Here is a 12,811-nt window from a genome sequence, read left to right on the forward strand (position 1 = left end):
AATTTTAAATAGTAATTATTTTTCAATAATTTCCATTGAAATCGGTACAGATACTACTGTATTTGCCCAACCCATTTTTAAGGTCATATCGTCTTCAAAAATCATAGAAAAAGCTTCTATATTTTCTTCTGATTTAGAAACAGTCCCTTTTACTCTAGCAACATCATCTGCCTGTTTATAAGTATAATGCCCCCAAACGTTTCTAGCATTATTTAAAATAACTGTCCAATCTCCTTCTGCAGCAGGAATTGTAAATAAAGAATAAGTTCCTGCTTTTACTTTTTTACCACCAAAAACCACATCTTTAAAAAATGTAATTTCTGCTGCTTCGTTTGCTCCTGTTCTCCAGACTTTACCTGCTGGTGCTAATTTTGCTAAATCTCTTCCTTTTAACTGCGGACGACCATAAACAACTTTTACTACCTTATTTGATTCTCTCCAATTATCAGGAAACGTAGAAGCATCCATAGGGCTTACATCTAATTTTTTCCATTTTTGTGCAAAAGAATCTGTACCACTAAATAATGTAATTGCAAATACTGCAATTGCTAAAATTGATTTTTTCATTTTTTTTAATATGTTTTGTTAATGTATTTGTTTCAAGTCTTTCAAAAATAGAAATCATTACAAGAAAAGACAATTAATTTTCTGTTAAGTTTTTAATGGCAATCGCACCCTGTATTACAGTTTCCTTTTTTCTTTGCTGGAAAAATATACTTTTTACCTAAAAAGAAAACAGCTAAAATTACTAATATGTAAACAATTACCTCTTGCATTAGCTTAATAATTGATATACGATAAACGATGAAATATAAGCCAATAATGCCATACCAAATAATTGTATTAAAGGCCATCTCCAAGTTTTAGTTTCTCTTTTTACAATTGCTAACGTTGCCATACATTGCATTGCAAATGCATAAAAGACCATTAAAGACATACCAACCGGAAAATTAAATCGGCTTTTACCCGTTTCTAAATTTACCTCAGAACGCATTTTTTCTTTAATTGTAGTTGTATCTTCATCATCAGACTCTACGCTATAAATTGTTGCCAAAGTTCCTACAAAGACTTCTCTGGCCGCAAAAGATGTTATCAATGCAATTCCAATTTTCCAATCGTAACCCAAAGGTTTTATTGCTGGCTCTATAGTTTTACCCATTATACCTATATAAGAATTCTCTAATTTAGAAGATGCTATTTTCTGATTTAACTCTTCTTCATTTAGATTATTATTAACAGTATTTTCTACAACGTTTTTCTCTGCATTTTTAAATGATTCTGGTCCGTTAGAAGCCAAGAACCATAGAATAATAGACAAGGCTAATATTATTTTTCCGGCACCAAATACAAAGGCTTTTGTTTTTTCTACTACTTCAAAAAAGATATTTTTAACAGAAGGCACTTTGTAATTTGGCATTTCTATTATAAAAAAAGACTTCGATTTTACCTTTAATGTTTTATGCAATATATATGCTGCTAAAATTGCTGTCGCAAATCCTAAACCATATAGCGAAAGTAAAACTAAACCTTGTAAGTTTAAAAACCCAAAAATTCTTTTATTTGGTATTATCAATGCAATTAAAATTGCATAAACAGGTAAACGTGCAGAGCAAGTTGTAAATGGCGTAACTAAAATTGTTATTAAACGCTCTTTCCAACTAGAAATAGTTCTTGTTGCCATAATTGCTGGTATTGCACACGCGGTTCCAGAGATTAATGGAATTACACTTTTACCATTCATACCAAAACGACGCATAATTTTATCCATCAGAAAAACTACACGACTCATGTAACCTGTTTCTTCTAAAATAGCAATAAATAAAAATAGTATTGCAATCTGGGGTATAAATATTATAACTCCTCCAATTCCTGGTATAATACCTTCTACTAGTAAATCTGTTAAAACACCGGGTGCTAATTTACTTTTTACAAAGTTTGATAAATCAGCAAATGTGGCATCAATAAAATCCATAGGTACTGTTGCCCAATCAAAAACAGATTGAAAAATTACCAAAAGAATCAAAAAGAAAATTACATACCCAAAAATTTTATGTGTAAAAATTTTATCTAATTTACTTCTTATATCTGTAGCTTTACTTTTATCTACTAAATATGTTTTTTTTAAAATTTTATTTATCTCTTGATAACGATAAATTGTTTCTTTATGCTGATACTTTTTTAACTTAGATACATCTTGCTTAAAGGCAAGTAATTTCTCTTTTTCTTCTTTACTTATAGCGTCTGGATAATTATTCTGAGTTACCATCAACCATAATTCATACATCGAGTAATTAGGGCTAATTTCTTTTAGTTTAGAAAAATAATCTGGATCTATTTTAGAGTTTATTCCGCATAAAGGCGATGCTTTAGCCGCAACATGACAACGAATAATCGCCGCTTTAACCTCTTCGATTCCTTGATTTTTTCTCGCACTAATTAAAATAACCTCTGTATTTAGCTCTTTTTCTAAGGCAGATAAATCAATAGAAATTCCTTTCTTAGTCATTTGATCTACCATATTAATTGCCAAAACTGTCGGAATTTCTAAATCTTTTATTTGAGAAAACAATAAAAGATTTCTTTTTAAATTCTCTACATCTGCAACTACCAAAATTACATCTGGTGATTCTTTTATATCTTTTTTAAGTAATGTTTTTAATACAATACTTTCATCTAAAGACGTAGGATTTATACTGTAAGTTCCTGGTAAATCTGTAATTAATGCATTCTGGGTAGCAGATAATTTACTTGTACCTTGTTTTTTATCTACAGTAACACCTGGATAATTACCAACTTTTTGATTTAAACCTGTTAGTTGATTAAATAAAGATGTTTTACCTGTATTAGGATTTCCTATTAAAGCAACTTTTATATCGTTTTTAGGCATTATAAATTTGCTTTTAAGATTTTTATTTTTGATGCTGTTTCTTTTCTAATTGCCAAATGACTACCGTTTACACAAATATATAAAGGGTCTTTTAAGGGCGCTATTTGCACCAGTTCTACTTCGGCACCTGGCAAGCAACCCATTTCTAGTAATTTTAACGGAATAAAATCTAAAGATTCTTCAGATATATAACCCATTTCGCCAATATGTAAAGATGCGATTGTGCTCAATATTTATTTTTTGGATTAGCAAAGATAATCATTTAGAATGATTCTAAACAAGTTATTCGGATGCATATTCTTCCTTTAACAAAACAATATCATTTTTTAACTTCTCCATATCTTCTTTTTCAGTACCATCATAGTATCCACGAATACGTCTATCTTTATCCACTAATACAAACTGCTCTGTATGTATAAAGTCGTTTTCATCACCATTTCCTTCGTCTAAAACAGCGAAGTAACTTTTTCTTGCAAGCTCGTAAATATGCTTTTTAGATCCTGTGGTTACATTCCATTTACCATCAATCACTCCTTTTCTTTCTGCATATTCTTTTAACACAGAAACACTATCTATAATTGGTGTAACCGAGTGCGAAAGAAACATTATATCTTTATCATTCTTATAAAAATCTTGTAACTCACTCATGTTATAAGCCATTGCAATGCAAATAGTTTGACAGCGTGTAAAAAAGAAATCTGCTACGTAGATTTTATCTTTATAACTGTTATTCGTAATTATTTCTCCGTTTTGATTTGTTAGTTCAAAATCTGCAATGGTATGATCTTTTGTAATATGTTTCATAGAAAAATCTACCAATCTCGGGTTTACATCTGCAGGACTATATACTTTCAATTTTTTATCAACTTTTAATAAATGATAAAAAACAGGTATTGCAACCGCAGAAAAAACTGCTAAAAAAATAAGTGTCGGAATCGATTTTTTAAAGAATTTAACCTCCATAATACAACGTTTATGTTGCAAAAATACGACTTAAAAACAGCCCAAAAAAGGAAACAAAATCAAAAGCTATCTAAAATCTATGTTAAATAAAAAAAGCTAGCGTTAATTGTTCTTTTACAACTCTCTCGAAAACCTTACATTTGTTTCTTATTTAATTATGATTTAACGCTGAATGGAAATATTAATAAAAGCATCGCAATTTATACTAAGTTTATCTTTATTAATTGTTTTGCATGAATTAGGGCATTTTATCCCTGCAAAATTGTTTAAAACTAGAGTAGAAAAATTCTACTTATTCTTCGATTATAAATTCTCTATTTTCAAGAAAAAAATAGGAGAAACCGTTTATGGTATTGGTTGGATTCCTTTAGGTGGTTATGTAAAAATCTCTGGTATGATAGACGAAAGTATGGATACCGAACAAATGGCTTTACCACCACAACCTTGGGAGTTTCGTTCTAAACCCGCGTGGCAACGTTTAATTATTATGCTTGGTGGTGTTTTTGTAAACTTTGTTTTAGGTATTTTTATTTACATAATGCTAATGTGGGCTTATGGTGAAAAATATTTACCAAACGAAAACGTAAAAGATGGTGTTTGGGTAGAAAATAAATTAGCAGAAAACTTAGGCTTACAAACCGGTGATAAAATTTTAACTGTTGATGGTCAAAAAGTAAAAAAATTCTCTGGACTATCTTTAGAGTTTATAAATGGTAACACTTATCAAATAGAAAGAAACGGACAAATTTTAGACAAGGAAATACCAGAAGATTTTATTTCTCAATTAATGGATAGAGGTAAAGATGCTGGTAATTTCTTAAATGTAAGATATCCTTTTGTAATTGCGAAAGTTCAAAAAGATTCTTTAAATGCAAATGCTAATATTTTACCAAAAGATATTGTTACAGCAATTAATGGCACATCAATTACTTATTATGATGAAGCTAAAAAAGAACTTGCAAAGTACAAAGGACAAGACATCTCTTTAACTGTTAAAAGAAACAACGAAACAAAAGAAATACCTGTAAAAGTCTCTAACTACGGAAACCTAGGTGTAGTTTTTGGCGGAACCTCTTTTAAAGATTTAGAGCGTTTAGGTTATTACGATTTAGAAGAAATAGAATATTCTTTTTCTGAAGCAATACCTGCGGGTTTAAACAAATCTTGGAAAACTCTAACAGATTATATAAAACAATTAAAAAAGATTTTTAACCCAAGTACTGGTGCTTATAAAGGTTTAGGTGGTTTCATTTCTATTGGAAGTATTTTTCCAGATACTTGGAGTGCACAATCTTTTTGGGAAATAACTGCTTTCTTATCTATTATGCTAGGTTTTATGAATCTTTTACCAATACCTGCTTTAGATGGTGGACATGTAGTTTTTACACTTTGGGAAATGATTACAGGTAGAAAACCTGGAGATAAATTCTTAGAGTACGCACAAGTAGTTGGTTTTATTCTACTAATTGCATTATTACTTTTTGCAAACGGAAATGATATATTTAGACTCTTTAAATAACACCTTTAAAGAATTAACGCATAAAAAAAGCCTCACAATTTTACTTGTCAGGCTTTTTTTTATAATCTAAAAGATCTGTTTATTATCGGAAACCAAGTATAGCTAGTATTACACTTATCGCAAGCATAACCCTTAGTGCCAGGAAAAAGTCTAGAAATACCTTTTCTTTTCATTCTGTGTCTAGATTCAGACTTGCATTTTGGACATGACTTCATAATACCTTAGTTTTTTAAAAACGCAATTTAATAAAAAGTAAAAAACAAACAATAGGTATAACCACCCTAATTATAAGTTATTTAATCTATTAGTTCTTGATATTGCTTTTTCATTCTTCCAATCAATCCACTTTTGACCTTTAATTCTTCGCATTACATTATCTATTGTTCTCATTACAAAAACATTGTAAATTGCCTTAGAAAGGTTTTGGGGCTTTCTTGCAATTGCTCTTAAACTCATAGAAAAACCTGGTGTAATGTATTTCATGTAATGCCAATATCCTTCTGGCATATAAAGTACTTGCCCATGCTCTAAATGTGCAGTATAACCTTTAGCTTTCTTTAAAGCGGGCCATTTATCAAAATCTGGATTCGAAAAATCAATATCTTCTCTAACGATTAAAGAATGCGGAATTTTATATAAAAAATCATTTTGCTTTTGATCGAATAGAATTACTTCTTTTTTTCCTTCAAAATGAAAATGAAAAATATTTGCCAAATCGATGTCATAATGCATAAATGTATGCGAATTTGTACCTCCAAAAAATAACATTGGTAAACCTTTCATCAAACGTAAACCAAAATCTGGAAACTTAAAATCTTTTTGTAAAACCGGTACCTCTTTCAAAATATTCCAAAGAAAAATTCTAAATTTTGTAGGTTCTCTTTTAAGTAAATCTACATATTCAGACATTTTCATTTTAGCGTGTGGCTCGTTAAAACCGTCTTTAAAATCAACTGGTCTATCGTCGTATAAAGGCACTACTTTATCTCCTGCCACTTGCTTCATATATTCTAAATTCCATTTAGAATATGCAGGCCAATCATTTACAAAATTCTTTATTACTAAAGGTTTTTGTGGCTTAAAGTAATTTTTTATAAAATCTTCTTTGGTTATTGTTTCTACCGTATCTATTTGAGATAAGTTTAAACTCATGCTATTAAAAATTAAGCCACAAAGTTAAGAAATTGTAAATTAATTGATTTATGTAAAGAAAAAAACCGATCGTTTCAAAAAATGATGATATTGGTAATTTCTATTGAATTCTAATAAATGGCTAAACTTAGCATACATAAAACTTTATTAGTAAGAACCTGTTATTTACTACCAACTTCAATTTATAAAAAAAACCTGTTTTTCAACAGGTTTTTTAACTTTATTAATTTTTAAGTTCTACAATATTTAAAAATTGTAACGCAAACCAAATAAAATGTTGCTAGGTGGCATTGGTAAAAAACCAGATTCTATATATTCTGCATCAAAAATATTATTTGCTGTAACTGTAAAGTTAAATTTATTAACTGCAACAATTATAGAAGCATCCCAAACATTATAACTTGGTCCTACGGTTCTGTCTGCATGTTTGTAAATAATATTCTGACTTACATTTTTAAATAACTTCGTAGAAAAACGTGTTATAAATTGATGCTTTAAAGTGTTTAATCTATAACGAGATAAACTTCTGTTTTGATCATTTATATCATCTTCTATAAAGGTATACCCAAATGATAAATTCTGATTAAAATCTTTAATTTTAAATGTATAGTTAGCATTAAACTCTAAACCTTGCGTATTTACTTTAGCAATGTTTGTTGCCGTAAATTTGTTTTGAGCATCGTTTTGTCTAATAAAATCTATAATATTATCAGAAGCTCTGGTAAATAAAGATAAGGTTGCAAAAAAGTTATTATCAGTATATTTTAAACCAAACTCTTGCGCAATTGCTTCTTCTGGTTTTAAGTTAGGGTTTCCGGTTGTACTAGAGTCATTGTAATATAAATCTGTATACGTTGGTATTCTATATGTATAACCAATATTCCAATAATACTTAAATTTATCAGACAATTTTAACCCAATATCTAAGCCAGGAAATGCATGAAATTTAAAATCAGAAAAATAAGTTGCTGCTACACCCGGAGTAATATCTACAGCACCAAATTTAAAACGATGTTCTAAAAACACATTTGCCATTGTTCTGTTTCTTTTACCCAAGTTATTGCTACTTATAAAAACTCTAGAAACATCTACACCAAAACCAGTAACTCCTAAGTTAGAAGTATAAGATACATTTGTCTCTACACCAACTTTGTTTGTAATATGAAGGTTTCTATAAAAATCTGGATCATCTCTTTTTAATAGAAATATATCTTGCCCTCTTCTCCAATAAACTCTTGGCGTTATTTTAAAATTTTCTGATTTAAAAGTTGTAGAAACTCCTAATAAGCTATTCTGAGTTTCTTCATATTCATTTAAGCCAAATGCTTCTGGTGTGTAAAAGTTTTGTGCACCAAATTTTTTGTCGAAAAAAGTAGCTAAAACCTCGATTGGTTGCTTCTTTTTATTAAAAACTCCTTTTAAGAAATAATTAAAATTATTATAATCAGAATTTTCTCTATAACCATCTGATGTTAAAGCACCAACATGCGCAATAATCGATGTGTTTTCAAACTCTTTACCAACGGTTAAAGAACCGTTTAATTGCCCAAAAGAACCTGCTTCAACATTTAAAGAAGCCGTGTTTTTTAACCTTTTTTTAGTTACAATATTTATGGCTCCGGTAAACGCATTTTGACCAAAAACCCTTGCGGCTGGTCCTTTAATAATCTCTATTCTTTCGATAACTTCAATAGGCAAAGCTGCATTTAACGTATGATGCCCTGTTTGAGCATCATCCATTTTAATACCATCAATTAAAAGCAAAGTTTGATCAAAACCACCACCTCTAATATATAAATCTGCTTGACTTCCGGCTGTTCCTCTTCTTCTAATATCTACACCCGCAACTTGCTGTAATAAATCTGCAACATTTGTAGCTGCACTATTTTTTATATCTGCAGCAGAAATAACATTTATAGTTCTAGAGTTTTCTTTAAAAGGTAAATCGATTCTATTTGTTGTAATTACAACTTCTTTTAAAGTATCTCGTTGCGCCGTATTTTCTTGTGCTTTTATAGATACTGCACCTAAAATTAAAGCAAATAATAAGGTAAATTTAATTTTCATGAATAATGATTTTATTATGATGCAAAACTCGTAACTTTAGCGCCGACTAAACTAGTCCAGTTTTAAAATGAAAGATAGTCCGGTTAATACGCTTTTTAAAGAAACAATTAATTTTGATAAGTCTGCAGCACAACCTGTTTACATACAAGTTGCGCAACAAATTATAAATGCAATTCAAAGAAAGCATTTAAATAAAGGCGCTATTTTACCTGGCACTAGAGTTTTAAGTAAACTTTTAAAAATTCATAGAAATACAGCTGTTGCTATTTATGATGAATTAGCATCACAAGGTTGGGTAGAAATTATTCCTAATAAAGGTACTTTCATATCTGCATCCGCAGTGCAAAAAAGAAAAATAAAAGCGCCTGTACAAAACGGAAACGAAACATCTAATTACGCTACAACTGCTGGTTTTCCTTTTCAAAATTCTTTTCATTTAGCTTCTACCACACAAACCACAAAGGCAAAATATACAATTAACGATGGTAAACCAGATTTACGTTTACATCCTGTGCATCAATTTTCTAGATGGTATAGCGCAGCCATGAAACGTAAAACGTTAATTAAAAAATGGAACAGATCTAACGAAATTTCCTACTCTTTGTTTCAAACAGAATTGTGCAATTATTTAAATGCAACTAGAGATTTTTTTATAAAGCCAGAAAATTTAATAAGTACGCGAAGTACAGAAATGAGTTTGTACATTGTTTCTCAATTATTAATCAAACAAAACGATGTTGTTTTAGTAGGTAATTTAAGTAATTATGCTGCAAACATGATATTTCATCAAGCTGGAGCTGCTATTAAAACGATTCCTGTTGATAAAAACGGATTGGATGTAGACTATATTAGAAAACATTTTATAAAAAATAGTATACGATGTGTGTATGTCTGCGCGCATAGAGACTACCCAACAACGGTAACTTTAAGTACAGAGAGACGTTTGGCTTTACTTGCTTTGGCAAAAGAGTTTGGTTTTGCAATTATAGAAGATGACTATGAGTACGATTTTCAGTATGATGGAGCTGCAATGTTACCAATTGCAAGTGCAGACACAAACGGCTTGGTTATTTATTTAGGTAAATTAGGGCAATCTTTATTTCCTAGTTTTCAAACAGGTTTTATAGTCGCGCCAAAAAATGTAATATCAGAAGCTAAAAATTACTTGCAATTACTTGATGAACAAGGCGATTTAATTCAGCAGCAAATGTTATCAGAATTAATTCACGAAGGCGAAATTCATCGTCTAATGAAAAAAAACATTGTAATTTACAAACAAAGACGAGACGCTTTATCTATCTTACTAACTCAACATTTTTCTAAAATTGCAACATGGCAAATTCCTGCTGGTGGTTTAGCTATTTGGTTGCAATTTAAAAAACATATTTCTCTAATAAAATTAGCAGAAGAAACGCAAAAAAACGATTTATTTCTACCTAAAACGATCTTATATCAAGATAAAAATACGTGTGCAATTCGTTTTGGTTTTGGCCATTTAGAAAAAGAAGAAATGGTAATCGTCATCAAAAAATTAAAGAATGCTTACACAAAATTAGCATCCATTTCTTAAAAAAAATATAATCGTTTTTTAACAGATTAAGATATTAACAATCTTAATTTGAGCCTATTTTTTTAATAATTTTGCAACATGTTTGCGCTAATAGATTGTAATAATTTTTATGCTTCTTGTGAACGCGTTTTTAACCCAAATTTACAAGGAAAACCAGTTGCTATTTTAAGCAATAATGATGGTTGTGTTATTTCTATGAGCGACGAAGCCAAGAAATTACAACTACCTTTTGGTGCGCCAATTTTTAAATGGGAACAATTTTGTAAAAGCAACAATATTACCGTTTTGTCTTCTAATTATCCGTTATACGGAGACATGAGTACTCGAGTTATGAATATTTTAGCGGGTTTTTCTCCGGATATAGAAGTCTATTCTATAGATGAATCTTTTTTAGAATTAAAAGGTTTCGAAAATTATGACTTGTCTAACTACGCAACCAAAATGCGCAGTAAAATTTTAAAATGGACAGGAATACCAACATGCGTTGGTATTGCACCAACAAAAGCACTTAGTAAAGTTGCCAATAAAATTGCGCGTTCTAACTTAAAACAATCAAAAGGCATTTGTATAATAGATTCTGAAGAGAATAGAATTAAAGCTCTAAAATGGACTAAAATTGGCAATGTTTGGGGAATTGGAAGTCGGTTAAAAAAACGCCTACAAGCAAAAGGTTGTGAAACTGCATTCGATTTTACACAACTACCAAGCGATTGGGTTTTAAAAAATTTTTCTATTGTAGAATGGCGTTTGCAAAAAGATTTACAAGGCATTTCTAAAATACCGTTAGAAGATGCTGTTTCTTCTAAAAAAATGATTGCTACCACAAGAAGTTTCGAAAATACGTATGCAGATCTAGAAAATATTACAGAACGTATTTCTACTTTTGCGTCGAGTTGCGCAAAAAAATTACGCGATCAAAAATCGAATTGCCATGTAATAACTGTGTTTCTTAGAAGCAATCGTTTCGATAAAAATCAAACTTATTTAAAAGAAAACAAAACAGTTTTTTTATCCTACCCAACAGATTCAACGTTAACTATTTCATCCGCAGCAATAGCCGCCGTAAAAACGATTTTTCAAAAGGGTGTTAATTATAAAAAAGCAGGTGTAATTATCTCTGGCTTGGTACCTAACGACAATTTTCAGCTAAATTTATTTAGCCATGAAAACCCAAAACACAAACCTTTAATGTCTGCAATAGACAATTTAAATAAGAAATTTAAAAGTGATAAAATTAAACTTGGCAATCAAGATTTAAACAGAACCTGGAAAATGAAACAAAACCGATTGTCTAAAAAATTTACCACAAATATTAACGAAGTTTTAATTGTAAAATAAACTCTTTAAAATTTAAAGAAATGTTTTAATTTGCAAAGTATTATGACAACATCTAAAAATCTTACTTTTTTTACGCCAAAGACTTCTTCTGGAGACGGAGCTGTTTTGGTTGATGTTGGCATTTCTGCCGGTTTTCCTTCGCCTGCAGACGACTTTAGAGAAACTAGAATTTCTTTAGATGATGAACTAATACAAAACAAAGACGCTACTTTTTTTGCCAAAGTAAAAGGGCAATCTATGATTGATGCTGGTTTAGACGACAACGATTTATTGGTAATTGATAGAAGTTTAGAACCTGCTAACAATAAAATTGCGGTCTGCTTTTTAGATGGCGAGTTTACTGTAAAAAGGCTTCGTGTAGAAAAAAACGAAGTTTGGCTACAACCAGAAAACCCTAATTACCCAATTATAAACATTACAGAAGATAACGATTTTGTTATATGGGGAATTGTAACCAATGTTATAAAAAAAGTATAAATTTCTTCTCTCTTCTTTTACTTCAACTTAAAAAGAATATCTTTATTTTTTAAAAAATTATATTACTATGGAAAATACGTTTGAAAACAAAACGATGCTAATTAATGCTACCGATTTAGATCGAGTAGAATTCTACAAAAAAACATATGCACACGTTGCTGGTGGCGTACTTTTATTTGTTTTATTTGAATATTTATTATTACAAAGCGATGCAATTGTAACCTTTATGATGTCTATGACACAAGGTTGGCGTTGGTTAATTATGTTAGGTGGTTTTATGCTGATTACAAATTATGCAGAAAGTACAGTTTTAAAAACTGCCGATAAAAATATACAATACATGGCGTATGCTTTGTATGTTTTTGCACAAGCAATCATTTTTGTGCCGTTATTAGCAATTGCCATTTACTACACAGAAAGTGAAGATTTAATACAACAAGCAGCTTTAGTTACTTTAGCTTTATTTGCGGGTATTTCTGCGGTTGTTTTTTTAACTAAAAAAGACTTTTCTTTTCTTAAAACAGGTTTAACAATTGGCTTTTTTATAGCTTTAGGTTTAATTGTTGCAGGCTCTTTATTCGGTTTTAATTTAGGTTTATGGTTTTCTGTTGGAATGTGTGTTTTAGCTGGCGGATCTATCTTATACCAAACATCTAACTTGGTTAACAAATTTGGTACAGAAGACTACATACCTGCGTCTTTAGGTTTATTTGCTTCTTTAATGTTGCTATTTTGGTACGTTTTACAAATATTTATGTCTAGAGATTAAGAACCAATTCATTTAAAAATATTTAGAAAAATCAGAAGTTTTAACTTCTGATTTTTTTTATCCTAAAAC

Annotated in this window: 12 protein-coding genes; 5 read left to right on the plus strand and 7 right to left on the minus strand. The window is 30.1% G+C overall.

The annotated features are described in order from the left end of the window. Positions 1-15 precede the first annotated feature (15 nt). From ACYPV9_RS00115 to ACYPV9_RS00130, 4 genes are all read right to left on the minus strand, one after another. A complete protein-coding gene (locus ACYPV9_RS00115) occupies positions 16-567 on the minus strand; it encodes a DUF2911 domain-containing protein (protein ID WP_299064094.1) in 552 nt (183 codons plus the stop codon). A 208-nt stretch (positions 568-775) separates the two neighbouring features. Beyond that, positions 776-2,887 (minus strand): ferrous iron transport protein B, encoded by a 2,112-nt coding sequence (gene feoB, locus ACYPV9_RS00120; protein WP_459741186.1) that lies wholly within the window; start codon positions 2,885-2,887, stop codon positions 776-778. Then, positions 2,887-3,117, minus strand: a complete 231-nt coding sequence (locus tag ACYPV9_RS00125) for a FeoA family protein (protein ID WP_299064101.1) — start codon at positions 3,115-3,117, stop codon at positions 2,887-2,889. The genes feoB and ACYPV9_RS00125 overlap by 1 nt, the downstream gene beginning before the upstream one ends. 52 nt (positions 3,118-3,169) lie before the next feature. Continuing rightward, on the minus strand, positions 3,170-3,850 hold the full coding sequence (locus ACYPV9_RS00130) for an SCO family protein (protein WP_299064104.1): 681 nt from the start codon (positions 3,848-3,850) through the stop codon (positions 3,170-3,172). Positions 3,851-4,022: 172 nt separating this feature from the next. Here ACYPV9_RS00130 and rseP point away from each other — a divergent pair, with 172 nt between their 5' ends. Then, the gene (gene rseP / locus ACYPV9_RS00135) at positions 4,023-5,369 is read left to right on the plus strand and encodes an RIP metalloprotease RseP (RefSeq protein ID WP_459741187.1); all 1,347 of its coding nucleotides are present in this window, start codon (positions 4,023-4,025) and stop codon (positions 5,367-5,369) included. Between the two features lie 59 nt (positions 5,370-5,428). Here rseP and ACYPV9_RS00140 read toward each other — a convergent pair whose 3' ends face one another. The 3 genes from ACYPV9_RS00140 to ACYPV9_RS00150 form a co-directional block, all read right to left on the minus strand. Beyond that, entirely contained in the window at positions 5,429-5,584 is a 156-nt protein-coding gene (locus ACYPV9_RS00140) for a hypothetical protein (RefSeq protein WP_299064110.1), read from the minus strand. 70 nt (positions 5,585-5,654) lie between these two features. Beyond that, entirely contained in the window at positions 5,655-6,521 is an 867-nt protein-coding gene (locus ACYPV9_RS00145; protein ID WP_299064113.1) for a cupin-like domain-containing protein, read from the minus strand. A gap of 246 nt (positions 6,522-6,767) precedes the next feature. Beyond that, positions 6,768-8,588: a TonB-dependent receptor plug domain-containing protein gene (locus ACYPV9_RS00150; RefSeq protein WP_459741189.1), complete on the minus strand. Its 1,821-nt coding sequence runs from the start codon at positions 8,586-8,588 to the stop codon at positions 6,768-6,770. 67 nt (positions 8,589-8,655) lie between these two features. Between ACYPV9_RS00150 and ACYPV9_RS00155 the strand changes: the two genes are divergently transcribed. The 4 genes from ACYPV9_RS00155 (at position 8,656) to ACYPV9_RS00170 (ending at position 12,742) form a co-directional block, all read left to right on the plus strand. Then, positions 8,656-10,158 (plus strand): aminotransferase-like domain-containing protein, encoded by a 1,503-nt coding sequence (locus tag ACYPV9_RS00155; protein WP_459741190.1) that lies wholly within the window; start codon positions 8,656-8,658, stop codon positions 10,156-10,158. Positions 10,159-10,236: 78 nt separating this feature from the next. Further along, positions 10,237-11,496, plus strand: a complete 1,260-nt coding sequence (locus ACYPV9_RS00160) for a Y-family DNA polymerase (RefSeq protein ID WP_459741191.1) — start codon at positions 10,237-10,239, stop codon at positions 11,494-11,496. 42 nt (positions 11,497-11,538) lie between these two features. Next, positions 11,539-11,973 carry a LexA family protein gene (locus ACYPV9_RS00165; protein ID WP_459741192.1) on the plus strand — a complete coding sequence of 145 codons (435 nt, stop codon included), beginning with the start codon at positions 11,539-11,541 and terminating at the stop codon, positions 11,971-11,973. Positions 11,974-12,040: 67 nt separating this feature from the next. Then, positions 12,041-12,742 carry a Bax inhibitor-1/YccA family protein gene (locus tag ACYPV9_RS00170; protein WP_299064127.1) on the plus strand — a complete coding sequence of 234 codons (702 nt, stop codon included), beginning with the start codon at positions 12,041-12,043 and terminating at the stop codon, positions 12,740-12,742. The last annotated feature ends 69 nt before the right edge of the window (positions 12,743-12,811 follow it).

The organism is Polaribacter sp. OB-PA-B3, assembly GCF_054589375.1.

What these genes read in the sequence shown, in the direction of transcription:
- ACYPV9_RS00115 (WP_299064094.1), bottom strand. Translation starts at nt 567, where the DNA reads ATGAAAAAATCAATTTTAGCAATTGCAGTATTTGCAATTACATTATTT.
- feoB (WP_459741186.1), bottom strand. Translation starts at nt 2,887, where the DNA reads ATGCCTAAAAACGATATAAAAGTTGCTTTAATAGGAAATCCTAATACA.
- ACYPV9_RS00130 (WP_299064104.1), bottom strand. Translation starts at nt 3,850, where the DNA reads ATGGAGGTTAAATTCTTTAAAAAATCGATTCCGACACTTATTTTTTTA.
- rseP (WP_459741187.1), top strand. Translation starts at nt 4,023, where the DNA reads ATGGAAATATTAATAAAAGCATCGCAATTTATACTAAGTTTATCTTTA.
- ACYPV9_RS00140 (WP_299064110.1), bottom strand. Translation starts at nt 5,584, where the DNA reads ATGAAGTCATGTCCAAAATGCAAGTCTGAATCTAGACACAGAATGAAA.
- ACYPV9_RS00145 (WP_299064113.1), bottom strand. Translation starts at nt 6,521, where the DNA reads ATGAGTTTAAACTTATCTCAAATAGATACGGTAGAAACAATAACCAAA.
- ACYPV9_RS00150 (WP_459741189.1), bottom strand. Translation starts at nt 8,588, where the DNA reads ATGAAAATTAAATTTACCTTATTATTTGCTTTAATTTTAGGTGCAGTA.
- ACYPV9_RS00155 (WP_459741190.1), top strand. Translation starts at nt 8,656, where the DNA reads ATGAAAGATAGTCCGGTTAATACGCTTTTTAAAGAAACAATTAATTTT.
- ACYPV9_RS00160 (WP_459741191.1), top strand. Translation starts at nt 10,237, where the DNA reads ATGTTTGCGCTAATAGATTGTAATAATTTTTATGCTTCTTGTGAACGC.
- ACYPV9_RS00165 (WP_459741192.1), top strand. Translation starts at nt 11,539, where the DNA reads ATGACAACATCTAAAAATCTTACTTTTTTTACGCCAAAGACTTCTTCT.
- ACYPV9_RS00170 (WP_299064127.1), top strand. Translation starts at nt 12,041, where the DNA reads ATGGAAAATACGTTTGAAAACAAAACGATGCTAATTAATGCTACCGAT.